15 protein-coding genes and 1 tRNA gene are annotated in these 18,887 nt (G+C 69.8%); 9 read left to right on the top strand and 7 right to left on the bottom strand.

Annotated elements, in window-relative coordinates:
• Window positions 1-14: 14 nt before the first annotated feature.
• The 4 genes from BR39_RS0108325 to BR39_RS0108310 all read right to left on the bottom strand — a co-directional run bounded on the left by BR39_RS0108325 (window position 15) and on the right by BR39_RS0108310 (window position 2,259).
• Entirely contained in the window at window positions 15-605 is a 591-nt protein-coding gene (locus tag BR39_RS0108325) for an LptA/OstA family protein (RefSeq protein ID WP_029909719.1), read from the bottom strand.
• A gap of 17 nt (window positions 606-622) precedes the next feature.
• Entirely contained in the window at window positions 623-1,300 is a 678-nt protein-coding gene (lptC, locus tag BR39_RS0108320; protein WP_051695285.1) for an LPS export ABC transporter periplasmic protein LptC, read from the bottom strand.
• Window positions 1,301-1,310: 10 nt separating this feature from the next.
• Entirely contained in the window at window positions 1,311-1,928 is a 618-nt protein-coding gene (locus tag BR39_RS0108315; RefSeq protein ID WP_029909714.1) for a ribonuclease D, read from the bottom strand.
• A gap of 244 nt (window positions 1,929-2,172) precedes the next feature.
• A tRNA-Leu gene (locus BR39_RS0108310) sits at window positions 2,173-2,259 on the bottom strand.
• Between the two features lie 155 nt (window positions 2,260-2,414).
• Here BR39_RS0108310 and BR39_RS0108305 point away from each other — a divergent pair.
• Window positions 2,415-3,371, top strand: a complete 957-nt coding sequence (locus BR39_RS0108305; protein WP_029909713.1) for a complex I NDUFA9 subunit family protein — start codon at window positions 2,415-2,417, stop codon at window positions 3,369-3,371.
• 163 nt (window positions 3,372-3,534) lie between these two features.
• On the opposite strand, the gene BR39_RS0108300 is transcribed toward BR39_RS0108305, so the two are convergent.
• The gene (locus BR39_RS0108300) at window positions 3,535-4,344 is read right to left on the bottom strand and encodes an undecaprenyl-diphosphate phosphatase (protein ID WP_029909711.1); all 810 of its coding nucleotides are present in this window, start codon (window positions 4,342-4,344) and stop codon (window positions 3,535-3,537) included.
• A 248-nt stretch (window positions 4,345-4,592) separates the two neighbouring features.
• On the opposite strand from BR39_RS0108300, the gene BR39_RS0108295 reads away from it, so the two are divergent.
• Genes BR39_RS0108295 through BR39_RS0108285 form a run of 3 tightly spaced genes read left to right on the top strand, consistent with a single transcriptional unit; the run spans window position 4,593 to window position 11,105 of the window.
• Complete coding sequence (locus tag BR39_RS0108295; protein WP_029909709.1) at window positions 4,593-6,041, top strand: NAD(P)-dependent oxidoreductase; 1,449 nt, start codon at window positions 4,593-4,595, stop codon at window positions 6,039-6,041.
• A gap of 18 nt (window positions 6,042-6,059) precedes the next feature.
• Window positions 6,060-10,583 carry a glutamate synthase large subunit gene (gene gltB, locus BR39_RS0108290; protein ID WP_029909707.1) on the top strand — a complete coding sequence of 1,508 codons (4,524 nt, stop codon included), beginning with the start codon at window positions 6,060-6,062 and terminating at the stop codon, window positions 10,581-10,583.
• Between the two features lie 48 nt (window positions 10,584-10,631).
• Entirely contained in the window at window positions 10,632-11,105 is a 474-nt protein-coding gene (locus BR39_RS0108285; RefSeq protein ID WP_029909705.1) for a hypothetical protein, read from the top strand.
• Window positions 11,106-11,108: 3 nt separating this feature from the next.
• On the opposite strand, the gene BR39_RS0108280 is transcribed toward BR39_RS0108285, so the two are convergent.
• Window positions 11,109-12,257, bottom strand: a complete 1,149-nt coding sequence (locus BR39_RS0108280) for a citrate synthase (protein WP_029909702.1) — start codon at window positions 12,255-12,257, stop codon at window positions 11,109-11,111.
• A 77-nt stretch (window positions 12,258-12,334) separates the two neighbouring features.
• Here BR39_RS0108280 and BR39_RS0108275 point away from each other — a divergent pair, with 77 nt between their 5' ends.
• From BR39_RS0108275 to queG, 5 genes are all read left to right on the top strand, one after another.
• On the top strand, window positions 12,335-13,459 hold the full coding sequence (locus tag BR39_RS0108275) for a citrate synthase/methylcitrate synthase (RefSeq protein ID WP_051695282.1): 1,125 nt from the start codon (window positions 12,335-12,337) through the stop codon (window positions 13,457-13,459).
• Window positions 13,460-13,599: 140 nt separating this feature from the next.
• Window positions 13,600-14,541 carry a cation diffusion facilitator family transporter gene (locus tag BR39_RS0108270; protein WP_029909695.1) on the top strand — a complete coding sequence of 314 codons (942 nt, stop codon included), beginning with the start codon at window positions 13,600-13,602 and terminating at the stop codon, window positions 14,539-14,541.
• A gap of 67 nt (window positions 14,542-14,608) precedes the next feature.
• Entirely contained in the window at window positions 14,609-16,066 is a 1,458-nt protein-coding gene (gene rfaE1, locus BR39_RS0108265; RefSeq protein ID WP_029909691.1) for a D-glycero-beta-D-manno-heptose-7-phosphate kinase, read from the top strand.
• 150 nt (window positions 16,067-16,216) lie between these two features.
• Window positions 16,217-16,903, top strand: coding sequence for a glutathione S-transferase family protein (locus tag BR39_RS0108260; protein WP_029909688.1), 687 nt, complete (start codon window positions 16,217-16,219; stop codon window positions 16,901-16,903).
• Window positions 16,884-18,020 (top strand): tRNA epoxyqueuosine(34) reductase QueG, encoded by a 1,137-nt coding sequence (queG, locus tag BR39_RS0108255; protein WP_029909684.1) that lies wholly within the window; start codon window positions 16,884-16,886, stop codon window positions 18,018-18,020. The genes BR39_RS0108260 and queG overlap by 20 nt, the downstream gene beginning before the upstream one ends.
• Here the strand turns inward: queG and rfbA are convergent.
• On the bottom strand, window positions 18,017-18,883 hold the full coding sequence (gene rfbA, locus BR39_RS0108250) for a glucose-1-phosphate thymidylyltransferase RfbA (RefSeq protein WP_029909681.1): 867 nt from the start codon (window positions 18,881-18,883) through the stop codon (window positions 18,017-18,019). The two genes, queG and rfbA, sit on opposite strands and share 4 nt — an antisense overlap.
• Between the last annotated feature and the right edge of the window lie 4 nt (window positions 18,884-18,887).

Here is an 18,887-nt window from a genome sequence, read left to right as displayed (position 1 = left end):
AACGCCATGAGATCCTACGGCTTGCCGGCGGCGGGCTTCTTGTCTTTGTTCTGGTCGGGATAGAGCACCGCCCGCACACGGGGCTTGCCGCGGCCCGTGGCGTTGGATTCCATCTTCACGTCGTTGGTCTTGGTCTTGATCGTCATGCGGTCGCCCCGGGCCACGTCCTGGCCCTGGACGGCCACGACGTCGCCGGTCACCACGATGGTGTCGGTGGCGTAGTCGTAGACGGCGTGGTCGCCGCGCACGGTCTGCTCGGGCGTCACGTAGAAGACGTTGCCGTCGGCCTCGACGCGGTCGACGTCGCCGCAGTCGTTGTTGCCGGTGGGCGAGGAGGTCTTACCCGGCGTCTTGCGGCGGTTGTAGACGGTCATGGTCGCGGCCCGCATGCGGGCCTTGTCCTGCAGGACCTCGACCGCGCCGCGGAAGATGGTCTTGCACTGGCTGTTGATGACCTCCTGCTCGTCGGCGGAGATGTCCACCGGCGCGCTGGAGTCGTTGCCTCGCGCGGGGGCCGTCGTCTGGGCCATGGCCGAGCCGCCCAACAGGATCGGGCCGCTCAGCAGGCTGAAGGCGATCGCCGTCGGCGCCATCCATCGATTCATCAACCACGTCCTCATGTTCATTCCGGCGTCCCCGTGTTCTGACCCGGACTTTGGGCCTGCACGGGAACGGCCTCACCCGTCTTCCGGTCGATGCGCGTCTTGACGCCGCCCCGGAAGATGATGCGGTCGCCCTTGTCATATACGGAGTAGGCGTTGGATTGCACCTGTCCAGTTGGACCTTCGCCTTGCAGCGTGGTTTCGCCGGTGGTGTTGCCGTTGCGCGTGTCGACCAGGGCCTCGTCCGAAGCGAATCGATAGCCGGCCCCGTCGTCCATGCGCACGTTGCCGTACAGCTGCAGGATCAGGGTGTCTTCGCGATAGACGCCGCGGTCGGCGGTCGAGCGGGTGGGGGCGGGGCTGCCCACGCCCAGGGTCAGGGTCGGGGCGTCCAGGAACACCCGCTTGAGGTCGTTCTCGTCGCGCACCGCCGAGCGGGCGGTGATGATGAACGGCCGTCCGTCGCTGGACTGGCCGTAGAAGCGCGGCGTGACCATCCGGATCTGGGCCTTGCTCTCGGCCGGCCGGCGGTCGCCGGCGGTGAACGAGCGCCAGGCCACCTGGCCGCCCACGGTGGCCAGGAGGGCGACCATGGCGGCCGGCAGCACCACCCGCGCCAGGTGGACGCGGCGCGAACGGCGGCGCCAGCGGCGCAAGTCCCGCCTGTATCCCGCCCGGTCGGCCTCGAGGGTGGTCATCCCGCCCGCCTCAGCTGTGCGCGAAGATGTCGACGTCTTCCCAGCCGGCCAGGTCCAGGGCCGCGCGGTGGGGAAGATAGTCGAAGGCCGCCTGGGCCAGGGCCATGCGGCCTTCGCGGACCAGCATGGCGTTGAGGCGCTCGCGCAGGGCGTGGAGATGCAGCACGTCCGAGGCCGCGTAGGCGACCTGGTCGGCCGACAGCGTGTCGGCGCCCCAGTCCGAGCTCTGCTGGACCTTGGACAGCTCGACCCCGACCAGCTCGCGCGTCACGTCCTTCAGGCCGTGGCGGTCGGTATAGGTGCGGGCCAGCTTGCTGGCGATCTTGGTGCAGTACACGGGGGCCGTCATGACCCCCAAGTGCAACAGGAACATGGCGATATCGAAGCGGCCGAAGTGAAAGAGCTTCACGACGGAAGGATCGGTCAGCAGGCGCTTGAGGTTGGGCGCGTCGTAGGTCGAGCGGTCCAGGCGCACCACGTGGGCGTCGCCGTCGCCCGACGACAGCTGGACCACGCACAGCGGGTCGCGGCCCAGGCGCAGGCCCATGGTCTCGGAATCGATGGCGACCGCCGTCGCGCCGTCGAAGACGCCGGCGGGCAGATCGCCTTCATGCAGGAAGTTGGCCAAGTCTCTTCGTCTCCGCGCCCTCGGTCTCGTCGCGCGGACGCTGCGAATTCCGAATGCGCCTGAATAATGGGGCGCCGACCCTGTCGGCCGAATGAACAGGATATCTAACGCCTGGTCACAACCGTCGCTAGGCCCCCGTGGGGGCCAGGATCATTTTGTGAGCATGTCTTGGAAGCTTTCGAGCCCCCTGGAGTTCCGGGAGCTTCGGCGCCACCCCGACCTTCTTTCGAAGGTTGGTAGGGGGTGGTGCCCAGGAGAGGACTCGAACCTCCACGACCTTTCAGTCACTGGCACCTGAAGCCAGCGCGTCTACCAATTCCGCCACCTGGGCCTGCGGAGCGATCCGTGGACCGCCGCGAGGCCGGGACGTTTATGCAAAGGTTCTGGCCGCGTCAATCGCTAATCGCAGCCTTTTTTTCAGCTTCGATTGCGAAGGCCCTCGCGGTCGTCTATCCCCCGCCTCACGACTTGAAGAGAGGTTTTCGCATGCAAGGTCTGGTCACGGTGTTCGGCGGCTCCGGCTTCGTCGGCGGCCAGGTCGTACGCGCGCTCGCCAAGGCGGGCCATCGCGTGCGGGTGGCGGTGCGCAATCCCAACCTCGCCTATCGCATGCGCATGCTGGGCGATGTCGGCCAGATCGAGGTCGTGCAGGCCAATGTCCGCAACGCCCCGTCGGTGGCCCGCGCGGTCGACGGCGCCGAGGCGGTGGTCAATCTGGTCGGGGTCCTGTGGGAGAACGGCCGCCAGAAGTTCCAGACCCTGCACGTGATGGGCGCCAAGACCGTGGCCGAGCAGGCCAAGGCCGCCGGCGTCAAGCGCCTGGTGCAGGTCTCGGCCATCGGCGCCGACGCCAAGTCCTCGTCCAAGTATCAGCGCACCAAGGCCGAGGGCGAAGCCGCCGTCCGCGCCGCGTTCCCGGGCGCGGTGGTGATCCGCCCGTCGATCGTGTTCGGCGCCGAGGACAAGTTCTTCAACAAGTTCGGCCAGATGGCCGCCCTGTTCCCCGCCCTGCCGCTGATCGGCGGCGGCGAGACCAAGTTCCAGCCGGTCTATGTGGGCGACGTGGCCGCGGTGATCGCCAAGGCGGTCGCCAGCCCGGCCGCCGAGGGCCTGACCTACGAGCTGGGCGGCCCGGCCGTCTACAGCTTCAAGGAGCTGATGGAGCTGATCCTGGTCGAGACCGGCCGCAACCGCGTCCTGGCCCCGATCCCGTTCTTCGCCGCCGGCCTGATCGGCAAGGTCGGCGACCTGTCGCCGATCAACCCGCCGCTGACGTCGGACCAGGTCGAGTCGCTGAAGAGCGACAATGTCGCGGACAAGGGTCTGCCGGGCCTGGCCGAGGCCGGCGTCGTCCCGACCGCCGTCGAGGCGGTGGTCCCGTCCTACCTCTACCGCTATCGCAAGGGCGGCCAGTACGCCGAGGTTCCGGCGGGGGCGTTCTAGGACTCTCCTCTCCTACGGGAGAAAAGCAAAAGCCGCGTCCGGTCTTCCGACTGGGCGCGGCTTTTTCGTTCAGCGGACGGGGACATGCCCTCGCGGCGTGTCCCCAGCCTTGGCTCGGCGCGCGCTGATGGGGACACGCCGCAAGGGCATGTCCCCGCTCAGATCACTTCGGGATGTAGATCAGCCCCAGGCCGATCACCCCCACCACGATCCGCCACCAGGCGAACGGCGCGAAGCCGCGCTTGCCGATGAAGGCGATCATCGTCTTGACCACCAGCAGGCCCGACAGGAACGACACCACGAAGCCGACGGCGATGGTGCCGGCGTGGCTGGTGTCGATGTCCTTGTAGCTCTTGAGCAGGTCCAGGGCGAAGGCGCCGACCATGATCGGGATGGCCATGAAGAAGCTGAACTCGGCGGCGGCCTTGCGGTCCACGCCGATCAGCATCGAGCCGACGATGGTCGAGCCCGAGCGCGACACGCCCGGCAGCAGCGACAGGCACTGGAACAGGCCGATCAGGAACGCGGTCTTCAGGCTCAGCGCCATGCCGTCCATTTCCTTGGGGGCGGGGGCCTTCTTGTCGACGATCAGCAGGATCACGCCCCCGACGATCAGCGAGGCGCAGATCACCTGCGGCAGGAACGGGTTCTCGAAGAAGTGCTTGATCACCCCGTGCAGGAGCAGGCCGGCGGCGAAGGCGGGGATGCAGCCGATGATCACGCTCAGCGCGAAGCGACGGGCTTCCGGCTTGGTCGGCAGGCCGACCACGACATTCCACAGGCGCTGGAAATAGACCGCCACGACCGCCAGGACCGCGCCCAGCTGGATCAGGACGATGAAGGTGTCCCAGGCCGGATCGGTCAGGCCCAGGGCGATCTTGGTCAGCAGCAGGTGCCCCGTCGACGAGACGGGGATGAATTCCGTCAGGCCCTCGACCAGGCCCAACACGATCGCGATCAGCCAATCCGGCATCGTCATTCCTTTAGGCGCGCGGCCTCTTGAAACCCCGCCCCGGGCGTGCGCCCGACACGGTAAACAAGTCGTTTATCCACTAAGTAGACCATATAGGGTCATAGCTGCGAGTTGCTCGCAATAACCCCACGGTCATCACAGATAAATTTGTCCACGAATTTGACAAACGCATTCTTCTTGCCGCGAAGAGTCCGTATGAGGCCCGCGCACGCAAATTTTTCCCCGGCAGCGGGGACGAGGGAAGTCGCATGGCCGAGCGCATGCTGAAATTCACGACCGTGGCCCGCAAAACGCCCGAAAAGCGTTCGGCGGCTGAGCGCAACGGCGACTTCCACGAGATCTACGCCGACTTCATCGACGCGAAAGCCACCGAGCAGGCCTCGCGTTGCTCGCAATGCGGCGTGCCGTTCTGCCAAACCCACTGCCCCCTGCACAACAACATCCCCGACTGGCTGCGGATGACGGCCGAGGGCCGCCTGGAAGAGGCCTACCAGCTGTCGCAGGCCACCAACTCCATGCCGGAGGTTTGCGGCAGGATTTGCCCGCAAGATCGTCTCTGCGAAGGCAACTGCGTCATAGAGCAGTCGGGTCACGGCACCGTGACGATCGGCTCGGTCGAACGCTACCTGACCGACAAGGCCTGGGAGATGGGCTGGGTGAAGCCGCTCGTGGCCAAGGCCGACCGCGGCCAGTCGGTGGGGATCATCGGCGCGGGCCCGGCCGGCCTGGCCGCCGCCGAGAAGCTGCGCGAGGAAGGCTACGCCGTCACCGTCTACGACCGCCACGACCGGGCCGGCGGCCTGCTGATCTACGGCATCCCCGGCTTCAAGCTGGAGAAGGACGTCGTCGAGCGCCGCACCCGGCGCCTGGCCGACGGCGGCGTCGAATTCAAGCTGGGCTTCGAGGTCGGCAAGGACGCCACGCTGGAAGACCTGCGCGAAAAGCATGACGCCGTGCTGATCGCCGTGGGCGTCTACGCCGCGCGCGACCTGGTCGCGCCGGGCTCGGGCGCCAAGGGCGTGGTCGCCTCGCTCGACTACCTGATCGCCTCCAACAAGAAGACGCTGGGCGACGACGTCCCGGCCTATGACAGCGGCGAGCTGAACGCGGCCGGCAAGGACGTGGTCGTGGTCGGCGGCGGCGACACCGCCATGGACTGCGTGCGCACGGCGATCCGCCAGGGCGCGACCTCGGTCACCTGCCTCTATCGCCGCGACAAGGCCAACATGCCCGGCTCGCTGCGCGAGGTCGCCAACGCGGAGGAAGAGGGCGTGACCTTCGAATGGCTGGCCGCGCCGCGCGCCCTGGGCGGCGACGCCGAGGCCGTGACGGGCGTGCGCGCCATCCGCATGCGCCTGGGCGCCCCGGACGCCTCGGGCCGCCAGACCCCGGAAGAGATCGAGGGCGGCGACTTCGACCGTCCGGCCCAGCTGGTGGTCAAGGCCCTGGGCTTCGAGCCCGAGAACCTGCCCGAGCTGTGGTCGGCGCCCGACCTGAAGGTCACGCGCTGGGGCACGGTCAAGGCCGACGTCCGCCACCAGATGACCAATCTGGACGGCGTGTTCGCGGCCGGCGACATCGTGCGCGGCGCTTCGCTGGTGGTCTGGGCGATCAAGGACGGCCGCGACGCCGCCGACGCCATGCACCGTTATCTGCAGGCCAAGGTCGGCGCCCCCGCGCTGATCGCGGCGGAATAAGAGAGAGGAACCAAGACCATGAGCGAGATGGACCTCTATCTGAAGAACCGCCAGGCCCTGATCGACGGCCACGCCTACGACCCCTCGACCGAGCGCGACGCGTGCGGCGTGGGCCTGGTCTGCGCCATCGACGGCCAGCCGCGCCGCGAGGTCGTCGAACTGGCGATCAAGGCCCTCAAGGCCCTGTGGCACCGGGGCGCGGTCGACGCCGACGGCAAGACCGGCGACGGCGCCGGCGTGCTGGTCTCCGTCCCGCAGGACTTCTTCGTCGACCAGGTGCGCCGCACCGGCCACGCCCTGCGCCAGGGTCCGATCGCCGTCGGCCAGGTCTTCCTGCCGCGCACCGACCTGGGCGCCCAGGAGGCCTGCCGCACGATCGTCGAGGCGGAAGCGCTTCGCTTCGGCTTCTACATCTACGGCTGGCGCCAGGTGCCGGTCGACACCTCGGTGATCGGCGAGAAGGCCAACGCCACGCGTCCGGAAATCGAGCAGATCATGCTGGCCGCCCCGGCGGGCCTGGAGGGCGAGGCCCTGGAGCGCGCCCTGTTCCTGTGCCGCAAGCGCATCGAGAAGCGCGTGCACGCCCAGAACATCAGCGACTTCTACATCTGCTCGTTCTCGGCCAAGTCCCTGATCTACAAGGGCATGTTCCTGGCCGAACACATCGACGAGTTCTATCCCGATCTGAAGGACGATCGCTTCGCCGCGGCGGTGGCGATCTTCCACCAGCGCTATTCGACCAACACCTTCCCGCAATGGCGCCTGGCCCAGCCGTTCCGGATGCTGGCCCACAATGGTGAGATCAACACCATCAAGGGCAACATCAACTGGATGAAGTCCCACGAGATCAAGATGGCGGCCGACGCCTTCGGCGAGTTCGGGGACGACGTGAAGCCGGTGATCCAGCCGGGCGGTTCGGACTCGGCCAACCTGGACAACACCTTCGAGGTGCTGGTCCGGGCCGGCCGCGACGCGCCCATGGCCAAGACCCTGCTGGTGCCGGAAGCCTCCAACCCCAACCAGAAGGCCGAGCACAAGGCCCTCTACAGCTACTGCAACGCGGTGATGGAGCCGTGGGACGGCCCGGCCGCCCTGTGCGCCACCGACGGCCGCTGGGTCGTGGCCGGCAAGGACCGCTCGGGCCTGCGCCCGCTGCGCGTGGCCTATACCGACGACGGCCTGGTGATCATGGGCTCGGAAGCCGGCATGTGCGGCGTCGAGGAAAGCCGCATCACCCGCAAGCTGGCGATCTCGCCGGGCCGGATGATCGCCATCGACCTGGCGGGCGGCAAGCTCTACGGCGAAGACGAGATCATCGACGAACTGGCCGGCCGCCACCCCTATACCGACTGGCTGGGCAACATGGTCGATCTCGAAAAGGAGATCGGCCCCGGCCCCGAGCCGCGCAAGTACGGCCGCGAGGAGCTGACCCGCCGCCAGGCCGCCGCCGGCTTCTCGCTGGAGGACCTGGAAATGGTCCTGGCCCCGATGGTCGAGGAAGGCAAGGAAGCCGTCGGCTCGATGGGCGACGACGCGCCCCTGGCCGTGCTGTCGGAAAAGTACCGGCCGCTCAGCCACTTCTTCCGCCAGAACTTCAGCCAGGTGACCAACCCGCCGATCGACCCCCTGCGGGAGACCGGCGTCATGAGCCTGAAGACCCGGTTCAAGAACCTGGGCAACATCCTGGCGCAGGACGCGGCCCAGGCCGACGTCTACGTGCTGGAAAGCCCGGTCCTGACCACCGGCATGTACGAGCGCATCCATGGCCTGCTGGGCCAGAAGAACGTCGCCGTCATCGACTGCACCATGCCGCTGCCGGCCCCGGAAGCGCGCGACGGCGACGCCCTGCGCGCCAACCTGGACCGCATCCGGGCCGAGGCCGAGGATGCGGTGCTGCGCGGCTGCGGCGCCATCGTCCTGACCGACGAGGGCAGCAACGCCGAGCGCGTGGCCCTGCCGATGATCCTGGCCACCGGCGGCGTCCACGCCCACCTGGTGGCCAAGGGCCTGCGGTCGTACGTCTCGATCATCGTCCGCTCGGCCGAGTGCCTGGACACGCACTATTTCGCGGTGCTGGTCGGCGTCGGCGCCACGGCGGTCAACGCCTATCTGGCCCAGGAAAGCTTCCAGGACCGCCTGGAGCGCGGCCTGGTCGGCGACAAGTCGCTGCGCGACGTCTGCATCAACTTCAAGACGGCCATCGAGGGCGGCCTGCTGAAGATCATCTCCAAGATGGGCATCAGCGTCATCTCCTCGTACCGCGGCGGCTACAACTTCGAAGCCGTCGGCCTGTCGCGCGCCCTGGCGGCCGAGTTCTTCCCGGGCATGCCCTCGCGCATCTCGGGCATCGGCCTGGCCGGCATCGAGACCAAGTCGGTCGAGCTGCACCGCAAGGCCTGGGGCGAGCCGGCCGTGACCCTGCCGGTCGGCGGGTTGTACAAGCTGCGTCGGTCGGGCGAGGCCCACGCCTTCGAGGCGCGCCTGATCCACACCCTGCAGAGCGCCTGCGACACCGGCGATTTCGAGCTCTATCGCCGCTGGTCCAACGGCCTGCGCACCCAGAAGCCGATCCAGCTGCGCGACCTCCTGGACTGGCGCTCGGATCGCAACCCGATCTCGACCGACGACGTCGAGAGCGTCAACGAGATCCGCAAGCGCTTCGTCACCCCCGGCATGAGCCTGGGCGCCCTGGGCCCCGAGGCGCACGGCGTGCTGAACATCGCCATGAACCGTATCGGCGCCAAGTCGGTGTCGGGCGAGGGCGGCGAGGACTCGGCGCGCTACAAGCCCCTGCCGAACGGCGACAACCCCAACAGCGCCATCAAGCAGGTGGCCTCGGGCCGGTTCGGCGTCACCGCCGAATATCTGAACCAGTGCCGCGAGATCGAGATCAAGGTCGCCCAGGGCGCCAAGCCCGGCGAGGGCGGGCAACTTCCTGGCTTCAAGGTCACGGAGATGATTGCACGTCTGCGCCACGCCACCCCCGGCGTGATGCTGATCAGCCCGCCGCCGCACCACGACATCTATTCGATCGAGGACCTGGCCCAGCTCATCTACGACCTGAAGCAGATCAACCCGATCGCCCGGGTCACGGTGAAGCTGGTGGCCGCCACCGGCATCGGCGCGATCGCGGCCGGCGTGGCCAAGGCCAAGGCCGACGTCATCCTGGTGGCCGGCAATGTCGGCGGCACCGGCGCCTCCTCGCAGACCTCGGTCAAGTATGCCGGCGGTCCGTGGGAGATGGGCCTGTCGGAGGCCAACCAGGTCCTGACCCTGAACAACCTGCGCCACTCGGTGGTGCTGCGCACGGACGGCGGCATCCGCACCGGCCGCGACGTGGTCATCGCCGCCATGCTGGGCGCCGAGGAGTTCGGCATCGGCACCGCCTCGCTGGTGGCCATGGGCTGCATCATGGTTCGCCAGTGCCACTCCAACACCTGCCCCGTGGGCGTCTGCACCCAGGACGAGGCCCTGCGCGCCAAGTTCACCGGCACGCCGGAGAAGGTCATCAACCTGTTCAGCTTCGTGGCCGAAGAGGTCCGCGAGATCCTGGCGGGCCTGGGCTTCAAGAGCCTGCAGGAGATCGTCGGCCGCACCGACCTGCTGGCGCAGGTGTCGCGCGGCGGCGAGCACCTGGACGACCTCGACCTGAACCCGCTGCTGGTCCGCGCCGACCCCGGCCAGAACAAGCCCTACTGCACGGTCGAAGGCCGCAACGCGGTTCCGGACACCCTGGACGCCCAGATCGTCCGCGACGCGGCGCCTCTGCTGGAGCGCGGCGAGAAGATGCAGCTGACCTACACGGTCCGCAGCACCGCCCGCTCGATCGGCTCGCGCACGTCCAGCCACATCGTGCGCAAGTTCGGCATGAAGGGCCTGCCCGCCGGCCACCTGACCGTCCAGCTCAAGGGCTCGGCCGGCCAGAGCCTGGGGGCCTTCGCGGTCCAGGGCCTGCGCATCGAGCTGACCGGCGAGGCCAACGACTATGTCGGCAAGGGCCTGTCGGGCGCGACGATCGTCATCAAGCCGGCCCGCGGCCTGGCGGCGCCCGAGACCAACACCCTGATCGGCAACACCGTGCTGTTCGGGGCCACCTCGGGCCGTCTGTTCGCGGCCGGCCAGGCCGGCGAGCGCTTCGCGGTCCGCAACTCGGGCGCCACCACGGTGGTCGAGGGCTGCGGCGCCAACGGCTGCGAGTACATGACCGGCGGCCAGGTGGTGATCCTGGGCCCGACGGGCGGCAACTTCGGGGCCGGCATGACCGGCGGCATGGCCTTCGTCCTGGACCAGCACGGCCGGTTCGAGAGCCAGGTCAATCCCGAGAGCATCCTGGTCCAGCGCCTGGCCTCGCCCTATTGGGAAGGCGTGCTGCGCTCGCTGCTGGCCGAACACGCCCGCGAAACGGACTCGGCCTTCGCCGAAAGCCTGATCCGCGACTGGGACCGCGTGCGCGACCTGTTCTGGCAGGTGTGCCCGAAGGAGATGGTCTCGCGTCTGCCGCAGCCGCTGGCGGCGGAAGAGGCCGTGCACGAGCGGGCCTAGCGCCACTTTGCAGATGGGTTAGCATGGGCCTCTCAACCGAAGAGGTCCATGCTGTCCGCCCTGATGATCCTGGTCGCGGCGGCGACGATCCAGGCCGAGCCCGGGCCGGGTTGGGACGATCCCCATGATCTTGGGAAGATCGGTCCGTGGGCGCTGACGTGCGTACGCGACGGAAGCTTCACGAGCTGGAACCATGTCGAAGGCTGTTCCGCCAGGGCTTCGGTCGGCGGGGCGCGGCTGATCATCGTCCGGACGGCGAACGAGGCCTATACGGTTGTCGACGGCGTCCAAGGCTGCTCGCCTCTCGTCAGCCAATCGGGCCTTTCGCTAAGGGCCTTGAACAGGCCCGGTGCGGCGCGCGTCCGGCTGGTCCGCGACGCCTTGCGGCGCACGATCAGGGCCGCCGTGGAGCGGTGCGGCGCAGGTCCGGAATACAAGGCCTTCGTCGTGCGCGACAGCGACATCGAGGCGTTCCTGAAGATCAGTGAGGGGCTCCAGGACCTGAACGGGCCCGGGTCGTAGGGATCAGGACGCCGGCCGCACGCCCACATACCGCGCCCGGGGCCGGATCAGCTTTCCCGTCTGCAGCTGCTCGATCGCGTGGGCGTGCCAGCCCGCCATCCGTCCGACGGCGAACAGGCTGAACGGCGCGTCCGCCGGCAGGGCCAGGGTGCGGGCCAGGGCCACCAGGGCGAAGTCGATGTTCGGCGCCAGGCCCGTCGCGCCTTCCGTCTCGGCGCGCAGCTCCGCCAGCATCGGCGGGACCTTGAACGCGTCCAGCAGGGCCGCCGCACGCGGGTCGCCGTCTGGATAGAGCGGATGGCCAAAGCCCGGCATGGCCGCCCCCTGGGCCAGGCGCTCGGCCACGGCTCGAGCTGGTCCGCGCCGCTCGGCCTCGTCGACGAACATCTCGACCCGCGCCGCCATGCCGCCGTGCAGGGGCCCCGACAGCGCCGCCAGCCCGGCCAGGGACGCCGCCGCCAGCGACGCCCCGGTCGAGGCCGCCACCCGCACCGCGAAGGTCGAGGCGTTCAGCTCGTGGTCGGCCAGCAGCACCAGGCTCCGGCGGACCAGGTCGGCGCCCTGGGCGTCCAGGCCCCAGGCCTCGGCCAGGCGCTGGTGGATCGGGCCGTCGCCGATCGAGCCGGCCACGGCGTCGGCGGCGGCTTCCAGCAGTCCGGCCGCCTCCATGGCCAGGGCGAGGGGCGCGCGGCCCCGCGCGGGCGGGTCGATCCCGGCCCGGGCGGCCAGGGTCGAGAACAGGCGCGCGCGGGGCGTCTCGCCCTTCTTGGGTTTCTTGGGCTCCGGACCGGTCAGCGGCGCGCCGTGGCCGCCGCGCAGCAGGCGGGCCACCTGCTCCAGGCTGTGCATGCGGGCCAGGTCGACGGCGCCCTGGCCGCGATAGAACAGCCGCCCGCCCTCGACCGTGGTGATCGCCGAGGGCAGGACCGGCTCGCCCCAGGCGATGGCCTCGGCCGCCACGTCGGCGGCGCGCCGGCCCCGGGCCTTCTTGGCCGCCAGGGCCGCGACGTCGGAGGCGCGATAGAGGCTGCGGCGCGGATCGTCGGGATGGGCGACCGCGCCCACCCGGCCCCGGCTGACATAGGCGTACAGGGTCTGGGCCCGCACCCCCAGCGTCGCCATCGCCTGTTCCGCGTCGATCCATTCGGCCATTTATATTGATTACATTGATCAAGATTGACGATCAAGCTCCGGAGTCGTGGATTGCGCGGCGAAAGGAGACCTCATCCATGTCCAAGGGTCTTACTGCCGCCCAACATGCCGGCTTCGTCGCGGAAGGTCTGGAAGGCGTCGTCGCCGCCCACACCGTGCTGTCCGACGTCGACGGCCAGGCCGGTCGCCTGACGATCCGGGGCTACGCCGTCGAGGACCTGGCCCACCGCGCCGGGTTCGAGGGCGTCGCCCACCTGCTGCTCGACGGCTTCTTCGACGACCTGCCGTCCGACCTTGCCCCGGCCCTCGGCGCCGCCCGCGCCCGCGCCTTCGCCGAGGTGGCCGCCCTGGACGAGGGCCTGGCCCGGCGCGATCCGGTCGAGGCCGTCCGCGCCCTGATCGCCCGCCTGCCCGACGGCGACGGGCTGGACACGGCCCTGCTGCTGCTGGCCGCCCCGGCCGTCTTCACCCCCGCCGTGCTGCGCGTCGCCGGCGGCCAGTCGCCGGTCGCCCCGGACCCGGCCCTGTCGCACGCGGCCGACATGCTGCGCATGACGCGCGGCGTCCCGGCCACGGACGGGGAGGCGAGGGCGCTGGACGCCTATCTGGTCACGGTCTGCGACCACGGGCTGAACGCCTCGACCTTCGCCGCCCGGGTGGTGGCCTCCACCCGCGCCGGCCTGACCTCGGCGGTGCTGGCCGGGATCTCGGCCCTGAAGGGCCCGCTGCATGGCGGCGCGCCCGGTCCGGTAATCGAGATGCTGGACGCCATCGGCGCGCCCGACAACGCCGAGGCCTGGCTGCTGGCGTCCCTGGCGCGCGGCGACCGGCTGATGGGCTTCGGCCACCGCATCTACCGGGTCCGCGACCCGCGCGCCGACGCGCTGAAGGCGGCGATCCGCCAGCTGGCCCAGACGTCCAACGCCGTGCCCGGCCGCCTGGCCTTCGCCGAGAGCGTCGAGCAGGCCGCCCTGCGGATCCTGCGCGACCACAAGCCCGACCGGCCGCTGGACACCAATGTCGAGTTCTACACCGCTGTCCTGCTGGAGGCCCTGGGCCTGCCGCCCAAGAGCTTCACCTGCGTCTTCGCCATGGGCCGCACCGCCGGCTGGATCGCCCACGCCCGCGAACAGCTGGCCACCGGCAAGCTGGTGCGCCCGCAGTCGGTCTATGTGGGGCCCAGGACCAAGGCGGCGGCCTAGGGGGTGAAACGGGGGACACACACTCACGCCACGGTCCGAGCCGATCCTGCATGGTCTTGCCGTGATTGTGTGTCCCCTCCTTTGTCCACCGCGAGTCGTTCTCGCTGGGGCTGCATCGCCGCCCTTGCTAAACAGCGTGCATGTCCGTTGCTCCCGTCCCCGCCCTGACCGCCGCCGAGTCCGCCAAGCTCACCCGCCGGGTCACCGCCCTGTCGGTGGGGGTGGCGACCGTGCTGATCGTGATCAAGGGCGCGGCCTGGCTGGCCGGCCATTCGGTGGCCATGCTGGCCTCGCTGGCCGACAGCGGGCTGGACCTGATCGCCTCGCTGATCACCTTCTACGCCGTGCGCTACGCCGCCGAGCCGCCGGACGCCGAGCACCGGTTCGGCCACGGCAAGGCCGAGGCCTTCTCCAGCCTGACCCAGGCGGGCCTGGTCTTCGCCTCGGGCGCCCTGATCGGCCAGGAGGCCATCCGGGGCCTGCTGCATCCCAAGCCGATCGCCGCCGAAGGGCTGGGCATCGGCGTCATGGTCGTCTCGATCCTCCTGACCCTGGCCCTGATCCGCGCCCAGGCCGAGGTGATGAAGCGTACCCGCTCGGTGGCGGTGTCGGGCGACAAGGCCCACTACGCCGCCGACCTGGCGTCCAACGCCGTCAGCCTGGCCGGCATCGCCGCCGCCGGGTTCCTGGGCCTGACCTGGGTGGACGCCGCCGCCGGCCTGGTCGTCGCCGCCTGGCTGGTCTGGGGCGCGATGGGGGTGTTCCGCGAGGCCAGCCACCAGCTGATGGACCGCGAACTGGCCGACGAGGACCGCGCCCGCATCCTGGTCCTGCTGACCGCCGACCCCCGGGTGATGGGCGTGCACCAGTTGCGCACCCGGGCCTCGGGCCCGTTCGTCCACGTCCAGGCCCACATGGACTTCGACGCCGAGACGCCCCTGGTCCTGGCCCACACCCTGATGGTCGAGGCCGAGGCGCGGGTGCTGGAGGCCTTCCCGACCGCCGACATCCTGCTGCATCCCGACCCGCGCGGCCTCGCCGAGCCGCACGCGGGGGCCTTCAGCGAGGTCGAGCCGTTCTGAAGGCTTGCCCCGACGGCTCCGCGGGGCCAAATGGCGCTTCTTCCGAGACGTTAGAGCGACCGACCTGATGGACGACACCCTGGCCAAGCTTCCGCCGACCTTTTCGGGCGCCACCGTGCTGGTGCTGGGCGACGTGATGCTGGACCGCTTCGTCTACGGGGCGGTGGACCGCATCTCGCCCGAGGCCCCGGTGCCGGTGATCGCCATCGAGCGCGAGACGGCGATGCTGGGCGGGGCCGGCAACGTGGCCCGCAACGTCGCGGCCCTGGGCGGCCGGGCGGTGCTGGTGGGCGTGGTCGGCGACGACGACGCGGGCCGGACGCTGCTGGGCCTGATCGATCGCGAACCCAGCCTGGACGCGGCCCTGATCGTCGACGCCAAGCGCCGCACCACCGAGAAGACCCGCTACATCTCCGGCTCGCACCAGATGCTGCGCGCCGATCGCGAGGACCGGGGCGAGGCCGACGGCCAGGCCCTGCTGAAGGCGTTCGAGGCTCACCTGCGCGAGGTCGACGTGGTGGTGCTGTCCGACTACGCCAAGGGCGTGCTGACGCCGGTGGTGCTGAAGGCCGCCATCGCCGCCGCCAACGCCGCCGGCAAGCCGGTGATCGTCGATCCCAAGAGCCGCGACTTCAGCCGCTATGACGGCGCCACGCTGATCAAGCCCAACCGCCGCGAGGCCGCCGAGGCCACCGGGATCGCCGGGGCCGGGGATGAAGCCGCCGCCGAGGCCGCCGACGCCATCCTGGCCACGGCCCCCAACCTGGCCGCCGCCCTGATCACCCGGGGCGGGGCGGGCATGACCCTGGCCGTGCGCGGCGAGGCGCCCGTCCACCTGCCGGCCACGGCCCTGGAGGTGTTCGACGTCTCGGGCGCCGGCGACACCGTGGCCGCGACCCTGGCCTTGTCGCTGGCCAAGGGCGCGCGTCCGCTGGATGCGGCCCGCCTGGCCAACCTGGCCGCGGGGCTGGTGGTGGCCAAGCTGGGCACCGACGTGGTCACCGCCGACGAGCTGGTCGAGGCGGCCCGGGGCGAGCACGCCGACCCCATCGCCGACAAGATCGCCGACCTGGACGGGGCCCTGGCCATCGTCGCCGGCTGGCGGGCGCGGGGGCTGAAGGTGGGCTTCACCAACGGCTGCTTCGACCTGCTGCACCCCGGCCACGTCTCGCTGCTGGCCCAGGCCAAGGCCGCCTGCGACCGGCTGATCGTCGGCCTCAACACCGACGCCTCGGTCCAGCGCCTGAAGGGCCCGACCCGGCCGGTGCAGAAGGAGGGCGGCCGCGCCACCGTCCTGGCCTCGCTGTCGGCCGTGGACCTGGTGGTGCTGTTCGACGAGCAGACGCCGCTGAACCTGATCAAGGCCTTCCGCCCGGACGTGCTGGTCAAGGGCGCCGACTACACGGTGGAGACCGTGGTCGGCTCCGACGTGGTGCTGGCCTATGGCGGCAAGGTGCTGCTGGCCGAGCTGAAGGCGGGCCAGAGCACGACCAATCTGATCGGCCGGATGAACGCCAAAGCTTGACCTTAAGAGTTAAGGTCCGCGGTCCAGGTCAAGAGTCAGGTCCAACGACCTGATTTTGGCCGTGAAGTCGGCGGAAGACCGGCGTTCAGCAAGTTCTTGTTAAACAAAACGGCGCATCGATCGAACGATGCAGCCTGAATGCGCGTGGGCATGAGCGTCGAACGAACCCTTCACCACTTCCCCCTGGACCCGGCCTCGCGCCAGGTGCGCCTCGCCCTGGGCGAGAAGCGCCTGCCGTTCGTCGAGGTGCAGGTCCGCTATTGGGAAGGGCCGGAGGCGTTCCTGAAGCTGAACCCGTCGGGCGTGCCGCCGGTGCTGGTCGAGACCAAGCACCAGCGCACCACGGTGGTGGCCGAGAGCCGCGCGATCCTCGAGCACATCGAGGAGCAGGACCCCGAGCCCGCCCTGCTGGGCCGCGAGCCGGGCGAGCGGGCCGAGGCGCGCCGCCTGCTGCAGTGGTTCGACCGAAAGTTCGACAACGAGGTCAACGGCTTCCTGCTGCACGAGAAGATGGAGAAGCGCCTGCTGCGGCTGGGCGCGCCGGACCTGTCGTCGCTGCGCCGGGGCCGCGACGCCCTGCGCGCGCACATGGACTACATCGAAGGCCTGCTGAACACCCGCGACTGGCTGGCCGGCCGCCGCATGAGCCTGGCCGACTTCGCCGCCGCCGCCCACCTGTCGGTGATCGACTATTTCGGCGACGTGCCGTGGAAGGACTTCCCGATCACCAAGACCTGGTACATGAAGCTGAAGTCCAGGCCCGCCTTCCGACCCATCCTGGCCGATCGCTGGCCGGGCCTGGCGCCGGTCGCGCACTATGACGATCTCGACTTCTAGCCACCCGAACGAGACCTTGCGGGACGATATCCGAGCCGAAGCCCTTCGGCTGGGCTTCGACACCTGCGGGTTCGCCAGCGCCAGCGACGCCTGGCCCAACGGCGGCTGGCTGCGCGAATTCGTGGCCGAGGGCTTCCATGGGGCCATGGGCTGGATGGAGGAGACGCTGGACCGGCGTTCCCACCCCACGGCCATGTGGCGGGACGCGACGACGGCGGTGGTGCTGGGCGTCAACTACGGCCCCGAGCACGATCCGCTGCTGGCCCTGGAGGACCGGTCCCGCGCCGCGATCAGCGTCTACGCCCAGGGCGACGACTATCACGAGGTGATCAAGAAGCGGCTCAAGGCCCTGGCCCGCTGGATGCACGGCCGGTTCGGCGGCGAGGTGAAGGTGTTCGTCGACACCGCGCCCCTGATGGAGAAGCCCCTGGCCCAGCGCGCCGGCCTGGGCTGGCAGGGCAAGCACACCAACCTGGTCTCGCGCCAGTTCGGCTCGTGGCTGTTCCTGGGCAGCGTGCTGACCACCCTGGACCTGCCCGCCGATCCGCCCGAGCGCGACCACTGCGGCTCGTGCAGCGCCTGCCTGGACATCTGCCCGACCAACGCCTTCCCCGCGCCCAACCGCCTGGATGCGCGGCGGTGCATCTCGTACCTGACGATCGAGCTGTCGGGCCCGATCCCGACCGAGTTCCGCCCGGCCCTGGGCAACCGCATCTACGGCTGCGACGACTGCCTGGCGGCCTGTCCCTGGAACAAGTTCGCCAGCCTCTCCAGCGAGATGGCCTTCCACGCCCGCGAGACCCTCAAGGGTCCGTCCCTGGCCGAGCTGGCGGGACTGGACGACCCGTCGTTCCGGGCCCTGTTCAGCAAGAGCCCGGTCAAGCGCATCGGCCGCGACCGCTTCGTGCGCAACGTGCTCTACGCGATCGGCAACAGCGGCGATCCCGGGGCGATGCGGACGGTCGAGCCCCTGCTGGCCGACCCCTCGCCGGTGGTGCGCGGCGCGGCGGTGTGGGCGGCGAGGCGGTTGCTGGACGCCGAGGCGTTCGCGCGGCTCGCGGCGACGGCCATCGAGGACGACGAGGCCGTGCGGGCGGAGTGGACCGGGGCCGCCTAGCCCCGCGCCAGCCGGACCAGGTACTGGCCGTATTCGGTCTTGCCCATGGCCTCTCCGAGGGCGGCCAGCTGGTCGGGCGAGAGCCAACCCTTGGCGAACGCGATCTCCTCGGGGCAGCCGACCTTCTGGCCCTGGCGCTTCTCGATGGCGCGGATGAACTCGGTGGCCTCGACCAGGCTGTCGTGCGTGCCGGTGTCCAGCCAGGCATAGCCGCGCCCCAGCTTGGAGACCGACAGCTGGCCCTGGTTCATGTAGAGCCGGTTGATGTCGGTGATCTCGATCTCGCCGCGCGGCGAGGGCGGCAGGTCGCGGGCCATTTCGACGACCTGGTTGTCGTAGAAGTACAGACCCGTGACCGCCCAGTTCGAGGCCGGCTTTTCGGGCTTCTCCTCCAGGGAGACCGCGCGTCCCTCGGCGTCGAAATCGACCACGCCGTACCGCTCGGGGTCGTGCACATGGTAGGCGAAGACGGTCGCCCCGACGTCGGAGGCGGCGGCTTCGGCCAGCATCTCGCTCAGGCCGTGACCGAAATAGAGGTTGTCGCCCAGAACCAGGGCGCACTTGTCGTCGCCGATGAACTCTCGGCCGACGATGAAGGCGTCGGCCAGGCCGCGCGGCGTCTCCTGCACGGCGTACTGGAACCGCACGCCCCAGGCCGAGCCGTCGCCCAGCAGGTCCTTGAACAGCGGGATGTCCTTGGGCGTGGAGATGATCAGGATGTCGCGGATGTCGGCCAGCATCAGGGTGCTGATCGGGTAGTAGACCATCGGCTTGTCGTAGATCGGCAACAGCTGCTTGCAGACCGCCCGCGTGAGCGGATGCAGGCGGGTGCCGGAGCCCCCGGCCAGGACGATACCCTTCATGGAC

The organism is Caulobacter sp. UNC358MFTsu5.1 (assembly GCF_000712075.1).
Lineage (GTDB): Bacteria > Pseudomonadota > Alphaproteobacteria > Caulobacterales > Caulobacteraceae > Caulobacter.
The sequence above is the reverse complement of the archived record's forward strand: the minus strand, read 5'-3'. Positions and strand labels throughout refer to the sequence as shown.